The 18,596-nt window shown below is 35.8% G+C and carries 21 protein-coding genes and 2 pseudogenes; 7 read left to right on the top strand and 16 right to left on the bottom strand.

Annotation, left to right across the window (positions count from 1 at the left end):
* Positions 1-387: 387 nt before the first annotated feature.
* Together AC3ISB_RS04950 and AC3ISB_RS04945 are read right to left on the bottom strand one after the other, a co-directional pair.
* Positions 388-1,305 carry a Gfo/Idh/MocA family protein gene (locus tag AC3ISB_RS04950; RefSeq protein WP_489275712.1) on the bottom strand — a complete coding sequence of 306 codons (918 nt, stop codon included), beginning with the start codon at positions 1,303-1,305 and terminating at the stop codon, positions 388-390.
* Between the two features lie 80 nt (positions 1,306-1,385).
* Complete coding sequence (locus AC3ISB_RS04945; protein WP_489275710.1) at positions 1,386-2,036, bottom strand: FMN-dependent NADH-azoreductase; 651 nt, start codon at positions 2,034-2,036, stop codon at positions 1,386-1,388.
* A gap of 200 nt (positions 2,037-2,236) precedes the next feature.
* Here AC3ISB_RS04945 and AC3ISB_RS04940 point away from each other — a divergent pair, with 200 nt between their 5' ends.
* Positions 2,237-2,728, top strand: coding sequence for an RrF2 family transcriptional regulator (locus AC3ISB_RS04940; RefSeq protein WP_489275708.1), 492 nt, complete (start codon positions 2,237-2,239; stop codon positions 2,726-2,728).
* Positions 2,729-3,036: 308 nt separating this feature from the next.
* Here the strand turns inward: AC3ISB_RS04940 and AC3ISB_RS04935 are convergent.
* Positions 3,037-3,327: pseudogene (locus tag AC3ISB_RS04935) on the bottom strand (beta-propeller fold lactonase family protein); the annotation flags it as partial.
* A gap of 319 nt (positions 3,328-3,646) precedes the next feature.
* Between AC3ISB_RS04935 and AC3ISB_RS04930 the strand changes: the two are divergent.
* Positions 3,647-4,444 (top strand): HAD family hydrolase, encoded by a 798-nt coding sequence (locus AC3ISB_RS04930; protein WP_141994337.1) that lies wholly within the window; start codon positions 3,647-3,649, stop codon positions 4,442-4,444.
* Positions 4,445-4,702: 258 nt separating this feature from the next.
* Here the strand turns inward: AC3ISB_RS04930 and AC3ISB_RS04925 are convergent, their stop codons facing one another.
* The 6 genes from AC3ISB_RS04925 to AC3ISB_RS04900 all read right to left on the bottom strand — a co-directional run bounded on the left by AC3ISB_RS04925 (position 4,703) and on the right by AC3ISB_RS04900 (position 9,838).
* Positions 4,703-5,053, bottom strand: a complete 351-nt coding sequence (locus AC3ISB_RS04925; protein WP_489275706.1) for a hypothetical protein — start codon at positions 5,051-5,053, stop codon at positions 4,703-4,705.
* Positions 5,054-5,109: 56 nt separating this feature from the next.
* Positions 5,110-5,274, bottom strand: coding sequence for a hypothetical protein (locus AC3ISB_RS04920; protein WP_181762298.1), 165 nt, complete (start codon positions 5,272-5,274; stop codon positions 5,110-5,112).
* A gap of 141 nt (positions 5,275-5,415) precedes the next feature.
* Entirely contained in the window at positions 5,416-6,255 is an 840-nt protein-coding gene (locus tag AC3ISB_RS04915; RefSeq protein ID WP_489275704.1) for a tyrosine-type recombinase/integrase, read from the bottom strand.
* Positions 6,256-6,413: 158 nt separating this feature from the next.
* The gene (locus tag AC3ISB_RS04910) at positions 6,414-6,659 is read right to left on the bottom strand and encodes a hypothetical protein (RefSeq protein ID WP_489275702.1); all 246 of its coding nucleotides are present in this window, start codon (positions 6,657-6,659) and stop codon (positions 6,414-6,416) included.
* Between the two features lie 220 nt (positions 6,660-6,879).
* The gene (locus tag AC3ISB_RS04905) at positions 6,880-9,099 is read right to left on the bottom strand and encodes a transglycosylase domain-containing protein (protein ID WP_489275700.1); all 2,220 of its coding nucleotides are present in this window, start codon (positions 9,097-9,099) and stop codon (positions 6,880-6,882) included.
* 436 nt (positions 9,100-9,535) lie between these two features.
* Positions 9,536-9,838 (bottom strand): hypothetical protein, encoded by a 303-nt coding sequence (locus tag AC3ISB_RS04900; RefSeq protein ID WP_489275698.1) that lies wholly within the window; start codon positions 9,836-9,838, stop codon positions 9,536-9,538.
* Between the two features lie 250 nt (positions 9,839-10,088).
* On the opposite strand from AC3ISB_RS04900, the gene AC3ISB_RS04895 reads away from it, so the two are divergent.
* Together AC3ISB_RS04895 and AC3ISB_RS04890 are read left to right on the top strand one after the other, a co-directional pair.
* Positions 10,089-10,760 carry a response regulator gene (locus tag AC3ISB_RS04895; protein ID WP_141994332.1) on the top strand — a complete coding sequence of 224 codons (672 nt, stop codon included), beginning with the start codon at positions 10,089-10,091 and terminating at the stop codon, positions 10,758-10,760.
* Between the two features lie 82 nt (positions 10,761-10,842).
* Positions 10,843-10,957 (top strand): annotated as a pseudogene (locus AC3ISB_RS04890) (IS3 family transposase); the annotation flags it as partial.
* 140 nt (positions 10,958-11,097) lie between these two features.
* Here AC3ISB_RS04890 and AC3ISB_RS04885 read toward each other — a convergent pair.
* The 5 genes from AC3ISB_RS04885 to AC3ISB_RS04865 form a co-directional block, all read right to left on the bottom strand.
* Positions 11,098-11,655, bottom strand: coding sequence for an NADPH-dependent FMN reductase (locus tag AC3ISB_RS04885; protein WP_430161123.1), 558 nt, complete (start codon positions 11,653-11,655; stop codon positions 11,098-11,100).
* A gap of 124 nt (positions 11,656-11,779) precedes the next feature.
* A complete protein-coding gene (locus AC3ISB_RS04880) occupies positions 11,780-12,274 on the bottom strand; it encodes a GNAT family N-acetyltransferase (RefSeq protein WP_379173307.1) in 495 nt (164 codons plus the stop codon).
* 207 nt (positions 12,275-12,481) lie between these two features.
* Positions 12,482-12,931, bottom strand: a complete 450-nt coding sequence (locus AC3ISB_RS04875) for a DinB family protein (protein ID WP_141995144.1) — start codon at positions 12,929-12,931, stop codon at positions 12,482-12,484.
* Positions 12,932-13,181: 250 nt separating this feature from the next.
* On the bottom strand, positions 13,182-13,589 hold the full coding sequence (locus AC3ISB_RS04870) for a hypothetical protein (RefSeq protein WP_286177211.1): 408 nt from the start codon (positions 13,587-13,589) through the stop codon (positions 13,182-13,184).
* Positions 13,590-13,670: 81 nt separating this feature from the next.
* Entirely contained in the window at positions 13,671-14,060 is a 390-nt protein-coding gene (locus tag AC3ISB_RS04865; RefSeq protein ID WP_098373236.1) for a VOC family protein, read from the bottom strand.
* Between the two features lie 491 nt (positions 14,061-14,551).
* On the opposite strand from AC3ISB_RS04865, the gene AC3ISB_RS04860 reads away from it, so the two are divergent.
* Genes AC3ISB_RS04860 through pcp form a run of 3 tightly spaced genes read left to right on the top strand, consistent with a single transcriptional unit; the run spans position 14,552 to position 16,883 of the window.
* Positions 14,552-15,226, top strand: a complete 675-nt coding sequence (locus AC3ISB_RS04860; RefSeq protein WP_098178254.1) for a DUF969 domain-containing protein — start codon at positions 14,552-14,554, stop codon at positions 15,224-15,226.
* A 35-nt stretch (positions 15,227-15,261) separates the two neighbouring features.
* The gene (locus AC3ISB_RS04855) at positions 15,262-16,224 is read left to right on the top strand and encodes a DUF979 domain-containing protein (RefSeq protein ID WP_141995143.1); all 963 of its coding nucleotides are present in this window, start codon (positions 15,262-15,264) and stop codon (positions 16,222-16,224) included.
* 11 nt (positions 16,225-16,235) lie between these two features.
* Complete coding sequence (gene pcp / locus AC3ISB_RS04850) at positions 16,236-16,883, top strand: pyroglutamyl-peptidase I (RefSeq protein WP_144553977.1); 648 nt, start codon at positions 16,236-16,238, stop codon at positions 16,881-16,883.
* Between the two features lie 221 nt (positions 16,884-17,104).
* Here pcp and AC3ISB_RS04845 read toward each other — a convergent pair whose 3' ends face one another.
* Both AC3ISB_RS04845 and AC3ISB_RS04840 read right to left on the bottom strand, forming a co-directional pair.
* The gene (locus AC3ISB_RS04845) at positions 17,105-17,497 is read right to left on the bottom strand and encodes a GNAT family N-acetyltransferase (RefSeq protein ID WP_141995234.1); all 393 of its coding nucleotides are present in this window, start codon (positions 17,495-17,497) and stop codon (positions 17,105-17,107) included.
* Between the two features lie 346 nt (positions 17,498-17,843).
* The gene (locus AC3ISB_RS04840; RefSeq protein ID WP_480340001.1) at positions 17,844-18,203 is read right to left on the bottom strand and encodes a GNAT family N-acetyltransferase; all 360 of its coding nucleotides are present in this window, start codon (positions 18,201-18,203) and stop codon (positions 17,844-17,846) included.
* Between the last annotated feature and the right edge of the window lie 393 nt (positions 18,204-18,596).

The following is an 18,596-nucleotide window of genomic DNA, read 5'->3' as shown; positions in this document are numbered from 1 at the left end:
AATACAAAAAATAGGCATGAAGTTTTCAGCGATTAAAGTGAAAAATTGGTACATTTATTTATCAACCTTTCTCTAATGAATAAACAATTTATGGATTATTATGTAAAACAATTTTACCACATATTTCAGTACAAACTATGCTTCATAAACTAACCTGCCCCGTTAGTTGCATAAAGAAAGAGCTACCTTAAAGACAGCTCTGATCTTCAGCTAACGCGCCCGTTAGTTCTATAAGAAAAGCGATTCTTATTAAAGAATCGCGCCCGTTTGTGGAACAAACATATTTCTTTTCTGCCTATATAACATAAGTGAGATTATAGGGAGTTAATCAAAATACAAAGCTGACTTTAAAAGCCAGCTTTATACACCATTTACTTATGAATTAAATTATTTTTGCTTTAGTAATTGATCAACAAGTAGTTGAGACTTTAACCCTTCTAATCCATCAACAAGGGGTTGCTCATCATTTTGAATACAATAAATGAAATGCTGTACAGCATCTTCAAAGCCTCTTTGTTTTAAAGTTGTTTCCCATGAAGAAGAAACTATTTTAGATATTGCATTTTCTTCTTCGATTTCTGTTGTATTCATGTTTTTTACACGGATAATTGCTCCGTCTGTTATCAATTCTATTTGTTCTAAATTCGTTCCTGCTTTTCTATGCATAGCTGTGGTGAAGGACATATTTTGAGAGGATTCATACGTATGCTGCGCATATAAAAGTTGATTTTCATCGTTCGTATGAACAGTTCCGTACAGCACACTAAGATCTCCATCACCCAACCAACGTACTGTATCGACTAAGTGAAGATAATCATCTAACATTGTGAACTCATAAGAATAAGGACCCACACTGTCCGTTCTGTGCTTTTCAACACGTACCCAAGCTATATTATTCGCTTTTTCCTTTGCTTTCACATACATTGGAGCAAAACGACGATTAAATCCAACCATAAGCTTTCTTCCCAATTTTTCACTTAATTCGACTAATTTTTCTGCTTCTGAAATAGATGCTGCCAATGGTTTATCGACATATACATCTATCCCTTTGTTAAGCAGTTCCGAAACCACTTCATAATGTGATTCAGTAGAGCTGTGTACAAACATGGCATCACACTCTTGAGCCAATGCTGGTAAGCTATCAAAATCTTGTATACGATACTGATTGCAGATTGTCTTTCTCTTCTCTCTACTGGGTGAAAATGCACCCGCAAATGTCCAATCTGTTTCTTTTGAAAGAATAGGCAAATATGCTTTCTGAGCGATACCACCCAGTCCTACCATACCGATTCTAGGTTTCATCAAATTAATCATCCTTTATCATATATAGATTTTGTTAATGAAAAACTTTATAGGAATTTTATACCTTATTTATATAAGTTGTCTTAAATGATTAATTTAGATGCTAATCTTGAAGCAGCTTCTTCAGCTTCTTTATTTGCTTTTTGTAATACTTCATTTGGTTCTAGTAAAGCAGTTCCTTGTGCCCGAATGATTTGATAATCTTCAATACCAAGGAAATTGAACATTGATTTCAGGTATTTATTTGAGTAATCAACTTCTGTATACCAATCATCATTTGTATAGATTGAACCACTTGCTTGTATGACAAGCATTCTTCGTCCATCTTTAAGTAAGCCCACTGACCCATTTTCTGTATATTTAAAAGTTTCACGTGCAATCATTATATTGTCCATGTAATCTTTTAACTTTGATGGAATATTAAAATTGTGCAAAGGTAAAACGATGACATACGTATCTGCACTTTTAAATTGTTGTAAGATCTCGGACATACGCTCCGTTACTTTTTGTTCTTGGCTAGTTAACTCCTGTTCATTTCGTTGTTTTTCCCATGCACTTAAAACCGTTTTATCTATCATAGGCACTACATCACTGTACAAGTTAACCTGTTCAATTAATTCTCTATCAGGAATTAATTCTTTATAAGCGTTCAAAAAGTGGTTAAAAACCTGCAAGCTAACTGAAGAAGTATCATCTATTTTTGGATGTGCGTTAATGATAAGTGTTTTGTTCATTTGATTTCTCCTTTAAAATAAATTTGAGGTTTTAATTAAAGACTAAGTTAATCGACGATTAACATTATCTATAATATGTACTATAATTATTTTTGTCAAATGAATATTATTTACCCAAAAGAGATTTCTTTTATTTGACTAACATACTAAATACTAGATACAATTTGATAACCCTTAAAATCAAAAGCAGGTGAGTTTATATGCAGTATAGTGTCGGAGTTGAATATGCTTTACATTGTCTGGTTTATTTAATTGATGTTCCTTCTAAGGAAAGTGTTGGGATAAAGGACTTGGCAGAATTCCAAGGACTTTCTGAGACATTTCTTTCAAAAGTTTTCGGTAAATTATCTAAGGCTGGTATTGTATGTTCTGTCCCAGGTGTAAAGGGAGGATATAAGTTATCTAAGTCTCCAGAAGATATTTCCTTTTGGGATGTAATTGAAGCAGTTGAAGGTCCTAAGCCTATATTTCAATGTAAAAATATTAAAGATAATGGTTATTTATATAGAGAAAATTGCTGTTCAGCTCCCTCCTCTTGCACCATCAATTTAGTTATGCTCTCTGCGGAAGAAAAAATGCGTGATGACTTACGTAGTAAATCACTGTCATGGTTAAATGAAGAGCTTGATCGTGTCTTACCTAAACAAATACGTGAAGATACTCAGAAGTATTTTTCGAAGAGCAACATATAAAACAAACCTCTCGTGAAATTCCTTAATTAAGAGGAATTTAGAGAGGTTTTTAAGTTCAAGGAAACGTATCATTCAATTGTCTAGCTATAACCAATCCTCAACTAACCTGCCCCTATAGTTGCATAAGAAAAGGAGCTGCTGATCAGCTCCTGGTAATGAAGTAAAGCACCTGTTACTTTAAGTACAATGCTTCACAATCATGCTGAAAATTATGTTGTCTCATAACAAAAGCCGCCATTATGCCGGCAGCCTTGTTTTTAAAAATCCCTTTATTTTTTATTCCACCAAATATAGTGAACTTAATAAAATCAAAGAATAGCTAATCCTTGCGATCCAAGGTAAGGAAAGTTAGTCCAAGCAGCAACCTGCAATCTAACTAGACTTCCATCACCTTGAATAGTAAATACGGAGACTGTACCCTGGTTTCCGTTAAGGGTGTAAAAATGCCGTCCATCTTTACTCACTCCAACATCCATCGGCAGTCCTGGAGCTGTACCTGGCGGTGTACTGGTAATATGCCTTACCACCGAAAGTGATCCATTGGGATCGATTCGGTAAGTGGAGATGGTGCCGCTTAAGGTATTGGTAATGTATGCAAATGAGTAGAGATAATAAAGTTATTTAATTTTAAAAGCTTAAACAAGCATAACCCCGTTCTAAATTTAGGACGGGGTTAAAAATATAGTTGTTTAATTTTTAATGTAAGATACTTCACTACACTAAAAAATATAACAATAAAGTCGTATAAAAATCTAAGTTTTATTCAACAATAGCACCCGTTAATGGAATAATATTTTTACCTTGCATAGAACCGTCCCTTACTTCCCAATAAACTTTATTAAATCTGTACACTGAGTTTACAAGACTTTAATAGTCAGATGATATGATTGGTTTACCAACGATGAGGAGGCAGTATAAATGAATGTGCGTGCAATATTTATTGATATGGATGGTACACTACTAAAAGCCTCAAACAACATTTCCCGCCGAAATATGGAAGCCATTTATAGGCTCATTAATCAGGGAGTCAAGGTTTTTCTAGCTACTGGTCGACACTATGAAGTAACCGCTCCCTACCATAAAGAAATTGGATTACAAACTCCAATGATCTGTTTGAATGGTGCCGCTATTCACGATGCAGAGACAGGAAGAGCTATGCAAATGAAAACCGTCCGACTGAACGAAGAACGATTCCACCAGCTGACAGCTGAAAATTCTTGTAATGTTATTATCCATACAGCAAATGGGCTTTATTGTAAGGAAACAAATGAAGAAATCGATTATTGGACAAAAGTTGGGCAAATTCCGCCACGTTATATTGGAGATTTAAGACAGGCAAATTATCAAGATGTTCTTAAATATAGTGTTCGAACAGGTGCACCAAGACCTGAATTATCCGCTTTGTTTAAAAAGGAAGCAGAGGTCATCAATTGGAATGACGGGTTTGAAATGGTTGCTCCTAATGTTTCCAAGTGGTCTGCTATAAAAAACTTACTTCACGCATTTCGAATTAGTCCAAGCGAAGTCGTAGCCATTGGAGACGGACCCAATGATATAGAGATGCTTCGTCATGTCGGTACTGGCGTGGCAATGGGGAACGCTAGCGAAGAGGTTAAAGCAGTAGCTGATTTTGTTACAGGACACCACGAAAATGATGGATTGGCTGAGTTTATAGAAACTTATCTTCATAAATCATATAATTCATATGTGATTTAGAGTTATTTTAAAATAACTGTTTTTATCATCAGATAGTGTATCTTCATTTGAACATTTTCATTTATGTTGGTTTTTAACAGTATCAACCGTTTCAGAATTACCAATTACTACCAATAATCAATATTCGCACCCTTTAATGCAATAAAAAAATAACCTCTATTAGCTGGTGTAGTAAAAAAGCATTTCTTCTTATTGAAGTTATGCACCCGTTAGCTGAATAAGCATATATTTGTTGTAACGTTAAAAATCATTATTAAGTTATCGAAGCCCATCTTCTTCTAAACCCGCCAAATAAGCATTTGTAAAAAAATCGAGAAAATATGAATTTTCCTCAAAATATCTTTTGAATCCCTCTAACACATCCTCTTGAAATTTTTTATCCCCAAACCAAATTGGCATAGCACCTAAATCATCAACAAATTGTTTTAGTACCATATGAAAAGTATCATCAGAAAAAGAATCTCTGTTTTCTTCTAACCATTCCAACCATTCCTTTACCATTTCATTATTTATGGTTGGTTTTCCATTTAAAACAGATTCCTCAATATCGGTTAAAGTAATTGATGAAAAATAGTCCAATGTAAACTCAGCAAAATCTCTTATATTCACCAAAAAATCTTCAGCTAACGCACCCATTTCTTGAATAAGAAAAATTGCTTATGTGTTTATTTTCCACCTAAATCTTTGAGTTGTTTTTTTATTTCTTTAAGTTCGGACCGAAAAGCCTTAACTTCTTTAGAATTGTCAATCCCAATACTAATGGCATATTGAACAATAAAAAATAGAATAACTAAACCAACAAAGCCGTAAAAAATTGAAATAATAATCATAATTTTAGCTCCCCTAATAAAATTCATTAATTTAACGTTACCATAAATTAGTAAAATTAGTTAAACTTTTAACATAGCTCTTCTTCAAGTAACCTGCCCCGATAGTTTATTAATAACAAAATAAAAAGGACCCTTGGTCCCTTAAAAATACTTTCTATACAAGTCTCTCCGCATTGCACCACTTAGATATGCATAAATTTTTGTGGTTTCACTTTTTTCATGACCCATTAAATTTTGAATCACTTCTAGAGGCGCTCCATTATTCAATAAATTTGTGGCGTAACTATGTCTAAGCTGGTGGGGATGAATGCTCTTTTTAATGTCCGTTCTCTTTGCTACCAGTTTTATAATGTTCCTCGCTTGAGAAATACTCATTCGATGGGGTGCGCGTGTTGTCACAAATAGTGCTTCCTCATGATCTTTTCGCTCACTTAAATATCGCTTCAACCATATTTCACAACGAGTATTGAAATATACTTCTCGTTCTTTACGCCCTTTACCTAAAACGATTGCTGATTGATTAGAGAAATTGATTGAGGCCCTATCTAGAGTTATTGCTTCACCAATTCTGCATCCTGTTGAATACATAAACTCAAATAAAGCATTTTCGAATGTTGTATGACAAGCTTCCCGCAAATGTTCAATTTCCTCTTCAGACAAGTATTTTGGTACCCTTAATTCTAATTTTGGTTCCTTGATTTTGGAAGCAGGATTTCCATTAATTAAATTTTCATCCTGAGCCCATCTAAATAAAGATTTAATAAATCGAATTCTGTGACCCAGACTGGATGGCTTAAGCTTTTCAGCTGCTTTTCCCAGATAAACTTTAAGAGAATTAGTTGAAAGTTCTTGAATGGATATATTTCCAAAACTACTCACCAACAAGTTAAATTGGACGTAATAGGCCTTTAATGTTTGTGGAGAATAACCTTGGATTTGCTTATCTGCCTTATATAAACCCCATACATCAGTTAAGATCATACCTGTTTCTCTCCAATCTATACCATATTAATAGACAGTATAGACAAAAGAAGAACTATTATACTAGATTAGTAGATTTTTCATTAAACAATAGCACCTGTTAGTCAAAGAAGAAAAAGCTGCCTTTAGTCTTTAGTAACTTGACTTAAGCACATTGTTTATTTTATTTTTCTCATTATTTGAATCAAACAATAGAAAATACCCCAAGGCAAAATATAGGTTGTGATAATTTTAAAAGCAATAACAAAAGAATATAAATCATTGTTTTCTATAAAGTAATAAGGCAAACCAATAAAAACTATGGGGTAAATTACAAATTTATATTTAAGAAATAATCTAGTTGAATTATCTTTTAATTTTATTAAGCCCTCCAAAGGAATAATTAATTGTTTTTCCTTATCCATTTTTAATTCCTCCTTTAGCTTTGATTTATGTACAATTCTATATGTATCAAGGATACTCCTCTTAGAATAACCAGCCCCTTTAGTTGCAAAGAAAAAGCTGCCTTAAAAACAGCTCTGATCTTTAGCTAACGCACCCTCTAGTTTAAGTAGAAACCCTCACATTCTCTTATGTGTATCATAAAAAAGGATGGAACCAATGCGATCCCATCCTAAAAACTCTTTATTGTTTGTGTTGCTTTTCCTCTTGTTGTTTGTGTTTCTTTTCCTCTTGTTGTTTATGCTTCTCTTCCTTTTGTTTGTGTTTCTTTTCCTCTTGTTGTTTATGCTTCTCTTCCTTTTGTTTGTGTTTCTTTTCCTCTTGTTGTTTAGGCTTCTCTTCCTCTTGTTTATGTTTTTTACCCTCTTTATTTCCACCAATATCCAATGATTTTTCTTTATTATTTTTTGTAACTGGTGGAGCTTCTTCAGGATTTGCACCTTTAATGAACAGTTCATTATTCACCCGGTATACATCACTAGGCTGCTGGAAGCTACTTTGGTCTGTTCCAAACGCTTCCAGCATGGCCTTAAACATTTGGTGCGAGATTTTAGTTGAATTTCCATCCATATAATTACCTGGACCATTTTTAGTATATCCAGTCCAAACCGCCATAGTGTATTGCGGTGTATAACCAGCGAACCAACTATCATTTACCGCACCGGTTGGATATCCATATTGTGCTCTGGTTTTACTGTCAAAATTGGTTGTGCCAGTTTTTCCAGCCACATCTAGTCCAAGGACATTTGCTGTTTTTCCTGTACCAGATTTTACGACTGTCCGTAACATATCCGTCACCAAATAAGCTGTGTAATCATGCATAGCACGTTTTGGCTTTGGAGTTAAATTAACAACTCTGCCATCAGGATAGACAACTTTACGAACAAAATGTGGTGTATTGTATTCACCATTATTTCCAAAAGCACTATATGCCCCTGCCAACTCTAATGGATTAACCGTATTACTTCCAATCGCATATGATTCGTACACCTTATTATTATTAAAAGTAATACCCAGATTTTCTGCAAAATTTTGTGCTTTATCCATCCCTACATCTTGAAGGGTAAGAAGTGCTGGAATATTGTATGACCATTGAAGTGCTGTTCTAATCGACATCATTCCGTGATATTGATGATCCCAGTTAGAAATAGACTGACCATTTGAGTAGGTTATCTTATGATCATTAATTTGGTGTGCTGTAGACCATTTTGAATTTTCAATAGCCGGACCATAATCAAAGACTGGCTTGAAAGTAGATCCTGGTTGACGTTTAATATCAACCGCAAAGTTGTTGCCTCGGAAGGAAGCTTTATATTGGTTTCGACCGCTTCCAATAGCTCGAACTTCTCCTGTTTTTGTATCTGAAAATACGAAGGCTCCTTGAAAATTGTCATTTGGATAAGAAATAATCGTATCGGTGTTCATTATTTTGTCCGCAAAGGTCTGAGCTTTTGGATCTAGCGTCGTATAAATAGATAATCCATCCGAACTGATATCTACATTTTTCAGCTTTCTTTCAACTTCTTTTACAACAGCGTCCAAAAACGCCTCGTACGGCATTCCTTGCTGTTTCGTTTTTGGAACAAGTCCTGCTGTAACTGAAACCTTCTTTGCATCCTCCAATTGCTTTTTCGTAATATACCCTTGTTTATACATAGCTTCTAAAACAATATTACGACGATTTGTTGCAGCTTTCACATGTTCGGGTTCAGTGGGATCGTAATTACTTGGACTCTGTGGGAGCCCCGCCAACATAGCGGCCTCCGGAAGCGTTAATTTATTTAGATGATCGGCATCGATTCCGTAGTAATTTTTGGCGGCAGCTGCTACACCATATGTCCCGTCTCCAAGGTATATCTTATTTAAATACATCATTAAGATTTGATGTTTGGAATACTTTTGCTCAAGCTGATAGGCCAAGCTCCATTCCTGTACCTTCCGCTTTATTGTTTTCTGAGGTGACAAAAAGGAGTTTTTAATGACCTGCTGTGTAATGGTACTTCCGCCTTGAGATCCGAAATCCCCTTTTAGGTTCTTGAAGATTGCTCTCGCAGTTCCTTTTATATCAATGCCATTGTGTTCATAAAAATGTGCATCCTCCGTGGCAATGAAAGCATGTTCCAACATTTTTGGAACTTGAGAATACTCAATTTTTGTCCGCTTTTCTTTACCATATTCGTAAAGGAAATTCCCGTTTTTATCGTATAATTTGGTAGAAAGCGGATCGACTAGTTTTGAAGCATCTATTTTAGGTGCATCCTTAATCATTGCTGCAACCGTAACTGCCCCTATTCCAATTGAAACAACACCTAACAGTAAAAACCAAAGTAAAACTTTATTCAAGAAAGACCTTCTTTTAGGGGGATTTTTATCTTTTTTTTGATCTTGTTTTGTTTTTTCCACTTGTTTTCGTTCCTGACGAGAACGATACGTTTCTGACATTAATCTTCTCTCCCATATTCAAGTTATTCAACAAAATTTAAGAAAACTATGCAAAGAAATAACCTTTTATTTACTCACTAGTCATTGATGGTCAGTATGGTATTTAAAACAATGCATTTCATGCAAAACCTGTATATAACGAATTAAGGAAGAATTTATCCTATACTCTCCTTGGTCGGTTTTCGCAATAAAGTAATCACTTCGTACTATCTCATCTAATGCATCTTGTAGAACGTATTCCTTCTTTACATCTGGCCCTTTTAATATTTTTTCTCGTTTAATATCATTATCCAAGGTATAACAAACAATGACATATAGTGAACAAATAAAAAAAGACAGTGTACCACGCTGCCTCTTGTTGTATGGGTTAAAGAAAACAAGAATTATTTAATCTTATCTAGTGAACAATTATTCTATGTTTTAATTCTGAATTCATATCTAAAACACCTATCACAATTTGATTATCTTCCGTCAATGTTATGTATCTGAAATAATCATCATCAGAAATCAACAAATCGGTGTCATTCGTCGTTTTTTCCATTTTGGCAAATACATCTACTGTGTACTCAAGGTGAAAAAAATCATCAAATCCCTTGCTTGAACTACCTACCCAGGTATACAGAAAATCTTTCAGTGTGATTTGTTCAATCCTCGATAATTGTTTCTTAAATTTTAACTTATCTACTGTGACGCTTATCATTTTTCAACACTCCTTAACGAGGATTAATTATATACAATGAATTCTCCTCCAACAATGCTATTTGTATAACAATCCGTTTACAGTTTAGTTACTATAGGGGTACCGCCACATCGCCATCAAGCTAAGAAAAAGGATTATCCCCAAAACGAAAAAATATGCTATTCTTTGTAAAAGCTGCTGAAAAGAAAATTCCCTATCATTTATAAATTTTAGAGAATAGGCATTTAAATAAATTAGGAGGAAGAAGCCGTTGAAGACTAGTATCATCATTATCGATGACCATCAGCTTTTCCGTGAAGGCGTTAAGCGTATATTAGATTTTGAATCATCCTTTGATGTTGTTGCCGAAGGCGATGACGGAAGCGAGGCTATGGATCTTGTTAAAACACACAAACCAGATGTCGTTATCCTGGATATCAACATGCAGAATATGAACGGTGTCGAAGCAACTAAAATGCTTGTAAACCGTTACCCTGAAACGAAAGTCATCATTTTATCGATTCATGATGATGAAAACTATGTACAGCATGCATTGAAAACAGGAGCACAAGGTTATCTGTTGAAAGAAATGGACGCAGATGCGTTAATTGATGCTGTTCGTGTAGTCGCAGAAGGTGGCTCATACCTTCATCCGAAGGTGACACATAATCTAGTCAAAGAATATCGCCGTTTAGCTACTGATCGTGATTCAGTGCATGCTGTAGAGATCAGAAGACCGCTTCACCTATTGACTCGACGCGAGTGTGAAGTTCTTCAAATTTTAGCATACGGAAAAAGCAACCGTGCCATCGGCGAAACTTTATACATCAGTGAAAAAACAGTAAAAAACCATGTGACTAACATTCTTCAAAAAATGATTGTAAACGACCGTACACAAGCTGTTGTTCTAGCTATTAAAAACGGATGGGTAGAAGTGAAATAATTTCAACTTATGTTAAGTCCGGCTCTTCAGTTTTCGCAATGCGTGCTGAAGAGCCGGGCTTTTCTCACGAAACGAGCCTTAGAAACAGGAACTAGCAAAATATATAGAATACTATAATCACAAACGAATCAAGGCAAAATTAAAAGGCATGAGCCCGCCCGGTACAATACCGAGCTCATGCCCAACGGGCTGCCTAACGAAATAACCTGTTTGTTTAAGTACATTTCTTCACAATCTTTACCCGGAATAAAAAAAAGCTGCGACAATGACAGCCGGTTGTTAATCTCTTGCACCCCACTAATTAAGAAAGGATACTTTCATCGCGATGCAATTCTGACTAACCATTGTTATTGATTTCTTGAAACAAGGCATTCAACAGATTCTCAATGTTAAACCTCAATTCTGCATCAATTATTTCTTCGTTCTTACCTAATTTTTTGTTGATAAAAGGGACCGTCAATATTCCTCCTTCTACCACTGATGCACTCATCATCGAGAGTGTACCCAGAAGAGAAGCATTAGCTATTGCACCTCCATCGGGGTGTGGGGAGGCACTAATAACTGCTACAGGTTTGTTTACGAATTCCCCAGATGACACCACCCAATCAAGTGCGTTCTTCAAGGACCCCGGAACCCCTTTAGCGTACTCTGGTGTGCATATTAGTACACCATTCGCTTCCTTTAGGAATTTACGCCAATCTGCAACAGCAGTATCAATTTCATCTAAATCTAAATCCGGATTAAAATGAGGGAGTTGAGCCATTTCACTGTAATTAACGACGGTTCCCTGTGATGGAATCATTGAAATAACAGAACGCAATAATGCTGAATTCAATGATTTTTCCCTTAAACTTCCCGATATAGCCAAAATATTATAAGAGTTGGCAGTATTCAATTTAACACCTCCAAGATAAAGTTTAACATCAATACAATTAAATATAGGTATCGATATATTCTATGTTCAGTTTCCATAATCCTTCTTCAACAAACCTGCCCCGTTAGTTCCATAAGAATATCTTTTAAAAGTAGTCGGGAATATCAAAAGATATGGAGTCAATATCATTTTCTTTTGAATAATACATACAAATACTATCCTTATATTTTTGCTTAGAAGAAGGTATTTCAATAAAATTAAATCTTCTATAAAAGTCTGACCCAATATCGCTATATAAGAAAAAATTATTACAATCTATATTTTGCTCTAATTTGTTTATCACTTCTTCAATTAATATAGAAGCATACCCTTTTTGTCTTAAATGTAAAGGAGTAGCAATTGACCCAATCCCTCTAACAAGTAAGTCTTCTGAAAGATTTAGTTCATATACTATTAGGGAACTTAATAACTCTTTTGTATCAGTTTCCTCCAGAACATACCATTTCCCCTTTTTGTACTTACTGGAACCCTGACACATCGTTACATATTCTTGAGAAAGCATTCTGTCTCCCCAAACATCATAGCCCATCATATAAACTACTTTCATATCCTTGTCTGTTGCTTCTCTAATTTTTTTCAATATATCTCTCCTTATGAATGTATTTTCTTATTGATTCACTTCGCCTTTCAAAGTTTAAGTCCTTTTTTTATTGAGCTAACCTGCCCCGTTAGTTGCATAAAGAAGAAGCTGCCTTAAAGACAGCTCCGATTTTCAGCTAACGCACCTGTTAGTGGAACATAGTCGCAAATCATAAACTAGTATTGAACAAGGCTACCCCGAATACATCTATCTCACAAATGTAATAAAGTCAATATTAACTGGTTCAAAACCATCTGCTCGAAGTCGTGAGTTAATCTGTCCTCGATGATACTGACCATGCAATGCTACATGAGTTAAAATATCCCGTACAGAATTCTTAAACTCTTTTCCTTTACTATTTGTGTAGGATATTAATTTATCCAGGTCAGTATTTGATAAATTAGTAAGAAACGTTGTTAAACTCTCTTTATTTTGCATAACAAGCTCTGCACAGACTTCTATATCGACCTCTGACCAGATGGGCAGTCGTGAACTGTCCAATCCTCGTAATCTAGTCATCCATACTTTTTCTGCAAGTAGGATATGGGAAAACAAACGGCTCACCTCTTGATTTTTATCTTCAATACTTTGCAATGTTTCAAGAATACGTTGATTAGCCCAATTTAAATGCTCATACATCTTTTGGATATTTTCCAATGAGAATCTCACCACCAATGAATGAATTTTCCAAAAGGATTTCCCCTTTTAAAAACCAATTTCCTTTCATTTTTATATTACTATATAATTCCTTTTATTCGAGTGAAATAAAAGGATTCTTATTCAACTAAACTGCCCCATAAGTTCCGTAAGAAAAAGGTTGCCGCAGCAACCTCCATTAATGAAGTAAAGCACCCATTTGTTGAATAATGAAATTTGAAATTTCACTCCGTCCAATCATAATAATTATCTACCAATATTGTACTTGTGTTTTCCGCCTCATCTTCATCAAAATCTCTATCCTCAATCCATTGTGATAATGAATAATTTCGTGAGCCATACTATTTAAAATAGCAAAGACAGCATCCTCTTCTCCTCGTTCAGATACTAATTCTTCATAATCCCCTGTTGCAACTCTAATGTATGGCTCCACATCCTTATCGTAAGGAGCAAAAAACGTCGCACTTACCATCTCTTTAGTATCTAAAGTTTTAATCTGATAATCTTTCTTAATGTACACAACACACCTTATTGGAAATTTCTTATTTATTCGTAACCAAATAGCAAAATATATACAGGCTTGTCTTACTCTTGAATTAACACCTTGTTCGTATCTTACTCTTAACCCTGAACATAGGTACTGTATATTAGACATCATATCTTTGCCCTTCTTCAACTAATCTGACCCGTTACTTCAATAAGAAAATAGCCAGTAATGGCAGCCTTTATCTTTGCCTACTTATAGATCTTTTTGATTAACATTTAGTTCAATCAAATTACCATCTGGGTCGGCACAAAAAATTTGTGCAAATCCACTTTTTCCGTATGGTTTTTCAAGTATTTCAACTTTATTCTGTTTTAACCAATTAAGAGTATCATAGTGGTTCTCGACTCTAAGGGCAAAGTGACCTTCTCTGCTGGATAAGCTTTTATCCTTACGAATTGTCTGTGAAGAGGGATCGACTATCAAGTGAAGTTGATGTCCCTCTATTTCATACCAGGCACCTGGAAAATCAAAATCAGGACGCTGTATTTCTTTTAAACATAAAGTTTTACCATAGAATTCTTTTGCTCTTTCCAAATCTGTCACAGTAAGACTTACATGATGGAGGCATTTATATTTAATCAAAACCTTCACTTCTTTCATTTAAACTATTTTTTTACCTTAGTCATTTTGTGGCTAAGATGACCCCTTGCACCGCATCTGGAGCTGGATCGGTTAATTTAAACTATTCGGCAGCTAGAATCAATAATCCTTCTTCAACTAAACTGCGCTCGATAGATGAATAAAGAAAAAGCGAACTTAAAGTCAGCTTAGATCTTCGCACCCGTTAGTTAAATAGACTATATAACAATCCTATTTCTGGTGATATTATTCTTGAATCTCTTTAATGCTTCTTCCACAGAAATAGGCGTGTCCCATTTTTAGTTTTTCTACTGTTGTAAATAAGTATTTTTGATGCATTTTTTCTATTCTTTCATTATAAAAGACTTTGATTTTCACATAATTAGTCACTTGGATTAATAAAAAATTTATTTCAAAAATTCTTACTTTAATGTACAATAACATGTAGTTTATATTTTTGCAGAATAGTTTTAATAATAAGAAAGGGGATATGTATGGTTCTAATTGGTGTTCTTTTAATCATGATTGGCTTCGTACTTAGATTCAATTCGGCAGTTGTGGTAACGATTTCAGCACTCGTTACGGGGATGATTGCAGGTATTCCCATTACTAGTATTATTACGCAATTTGGCGAAGCATTTACAACTAACAGGTACATGTCTATTCTCATAGTCACGCTTCCCGTTATTGGGCTGCTTGAAAAAAATGGTCTCCAGCAGCAAGCTTCAAAGGTTGTATCAAAAATTAAAGCCATCACAGTTGGCCGGGTATTGACCATGTATTTATTGATCAGGGAAGTCGGAGCTGCTCTTGGTTTAAACAGCCTTGGTGGTCATCCGCAGACTGTACGTCCGCTGATTGCCCCAATGGCAGAAGGGGCTGCTCTAACAAAATATGGTAAGCTACCGGAGAAAGAGCAACAGGAAATCCGTGCACACGCTGCCGCTACCGATAATATCGGCTTGTTTTTCGGAGAAGATATTTTCGTGGCGGTTGGTGCAATTCTATTGATGAATGGATTTTTTGAACAGAACAATATACCTGCTGACCCAATATCAATGGCGTTATGGGGAATTCCTACTGCCATCTTTGCTTTTATTGTACACGCCATTCGCCTCCGTATGTTTGATAAAAAGCTGGATAAACGTTTGGGCAGTCGTGGCCAATAATGATAAACACTCCAAAGAGAAAGTGAGCATCTATTATGATATTCTCAGTTGAAATGATTTACGTATTGATGGGCATCATTGTTCTAGGCTGCTCCCTATATATTTTCACTGATCGGACGAACAGCCGCCGGTTGACTACGGGAAGCTTTTACTTGATTTATTCAATTACATTAATGTTCGGCCAAATTATTCCGCCATTTTACATTGGGCTTATGGTTATTATTATGGTTTTAATCATTGCAGGTGGCGGGTTAAAGAAAAGCGAACATGTTGAAGAAAGCATTACTGTAAAGGAAGAGCGCAGAAAACGGCTTGGCGGCCGTCTTTTCCTACCCGCCATCTTGATTCCTATTTTAACCTTAGCTGGTTCTAAGCTGCTAGACGGTGTTAAAATTGGCGGAAAGGCTTTGCTGGATCCATCTAATGTAACGATGGTTGCTTTAGGTCTGGCGTGTTTGACTGCCATTATTTTTGCGATGGTGATGACACGCGGAACACCTACAGGAGCTGTGAAAGAATCACGTCGCCTGCTAGAATCTATTGGTTGGGCTGTATTGCTGCCACAGCTACTTGCAACATTGGGAACCATTTACACAAATGCAGGGGTTGGTACAGTCGTTTCCAAAGCTGTAACAGCAATCATTCCCGAAGGTTCGCTATTTTGGGTTGTGGTCATTTTCTGTCTCGGCATGGCTATATTCACTATGATCATGGGGAACGCCTTTGCTGCCTTCCCGGTTATGGCTGCAGGTATCGCCATTCCTTTTCTGATTAACCAATTTGACGCTAATCCAAATCATATAGCTGCCATATCTATGTTTGCGGGTTATTGTGGAACATTAATGACGCCAATGGCTGCCAACTTTAATATTGTGCCGGCAGCCTTGCTGGACTTGAAAGATAAAAACCATGTCATAAAAGTTCAAGTTCCAACAGCTTTGGCAGTATTAGCTTTCAATATCGTACTTATGTACTTACTTGTTTCATTAGGAGTATAGGAGGGATCTTCATGAAGCAAAAAGTGTTATTAACCGGGTTTGAGCCCTTTGGCGGAGAAAGAGTAAACCCTTCCTGGGAAGCAGTAAAACAGTTACATGGAGAAGTTATTGAGGATGTGACTCTAGTTGCTGAACAAATCCCAACTGTATTCGGGAAATCAGTTGCAGTAATGGAGCAGCTTATCCAGCAGCATAATCCTGACATCGTTATCTGTGTAGGACAAGCCGGGGGTCGGCTTCACATCACACCTGAAAGGGTGGCAATCAATATGGATGATGCTAGAATCCCAGACAATCAGGGAAACCAGCCTATTGATGAGCCTATTACAGACAATGGGCCAGTAGCCTATTGGTCTACGATCCCCATCAAAAGAATTGTCGAAAACATGAAGGAAAGCAACATTCCTGCATCGGTATCCCATACCGCCGGAACATTTGTATGCAACCATATCTTCTATGGATTAATGGACTATATCACCCGAACCTCATCAAGCATCCGGGGTGGATTTATCCATATTCCTTTCATTCCGGAGCAAACTATTAATAAAGAAGCGCCTAGCTTAAGCCTTGAGACAATTGTTAAGGGCATAAAAATAGCTGCTGTCACAGCTGCTAAATATGAATCGGATATTCATACAGTAGGCGGGACGACCCATTAATTGTACCGTTTTTTTAAAATTTGACCGATTTACTTGTTTTGGTTATAATTCATGATTGGCCTCATGTTTATGATGTTTTTGTCCTTTTCGCTTACGAGCTTGGGACACTTTCATCATATCAAGAGGTCTTTTTGTGCTCAAATCTCATTCATTAATAATTCCCATAATAAAAGGAGCTACTGATCAGCTCCTGATAATGAAGTAAAGCACCTGTTAGTTCATTACTGTTTTTTCCATAACCCACCTGAACAGGGAGTAAAGCCACAGGTTTCATAAAAGTTTTTATGTTTGGAATCATACGTTAAGGTAACAATTGCTAAACCATACCGTTCAGATTCGCTTAATAATTCTCTTACTAACCCCACACCAATTCCCATTTTTTGATAATCAGGATGAACAATTATGTCTTCCATATAACCATGTTCTAATCCCATACCAGCAACATAACCAAATGCTATAAGTTTATTATTTTCGTTTCTTACTCCAGCCCAAAAGTTACATCGTTTGAATAAGGTTGGGAAGTCTTTGTCTCGTCTTCCCCAACCAATCAGTTCCCTTAATTCTGGTACTTCATGATTAGATATTGGCATGTTTATTATGACCTTATAGTACATTTAATTCCCCTTTCATCATCTACAATAGAATTCAATATTATAAAGTCTTATTCCTTGTACAACTAATCTGTCCCGTTAGTTCCATAATAAAAGAGCTGCCTTAATGATAGCTCTAATTTGCAACTAACCCACCCGTTAGCCATCCATGAATCGCAAAGAATGAAAATGGTTAGGAAGTGTCAATACTGATACTGACCTTAATCCGGTCAACCCCAATCCATAGACTAATTAATTAACGCTCTCCTCTTTTATTAAACGATTGAGCAGAGTCTTCTTAAGTATTGTCATTTTTCCATTTTTAAAGAAACTTATTTTCATGGTAGTTGTATAAGAAAAGCGATTCTTATTAAAGAATCGCACCCTTTAACTGAATAAGAAGGGAATATATTTTATTGAAATTATCGTCAACAAACCTCTTCTTTTTATCTGTCTGGTCAAAATTGAAAATTATGGCTGTTCCTATAATTGCTTGAGTTAATTTTTCAACAATGGAGGAATATAAATGAGTTCCTGCCGACTCACGTTTTAACATTATTTCAATGAACTGACGAGTTTCCTCCAAAGTACTCATCAAATTCCAGCCAATAAATCGTGAAACCTCTTGATCTGACGCATAATGATGTATCTCTTGAACATCCTCTATCCTTAGTGCTTTGATGATTTTTTCACCCTCTAATGAATGAAATAAAACAGCCTGCTTCTCCATTTTAATCTCCTCTAACTACGCTTTGTTAATGAACCTCCGATGGTAGCCAAAATGTCCCCAAATAAGGGTTAAATATCATCGAACTCATCTTAGTATATCCTTTCAAATAATTTTCCATATATATGTTTCAACTGTTTCCTCGGCAATCTGTCCCTTTAATGGAATAACATGACTGACGTTTTTAAACAACTTTAATGTCACTTAACAGTATTCCTTATGGAACTATCCTGCCCCGTTAGTTCCATAAGGAAAAGCTGCCTTAAAGACAGCTCCAATCTTCAGCTAACGCACCCCTTAGTTCATTAAGAAAAGCGATTCTGGAATATTGAAAAAAAGAGGCAATCCTTTTTGGACAGCCCCCTTTCCGCTAATTATAAAATTTCTAGTAGAGCT

The organism is Peribacillus sp. GL_122, assembly GCF_057835005.1.
The sequence above is the reverse complement of the archived record's forward strand: the minus strand, read 5'-3'. Positions and strand labels throughout refer to the sequence as shown.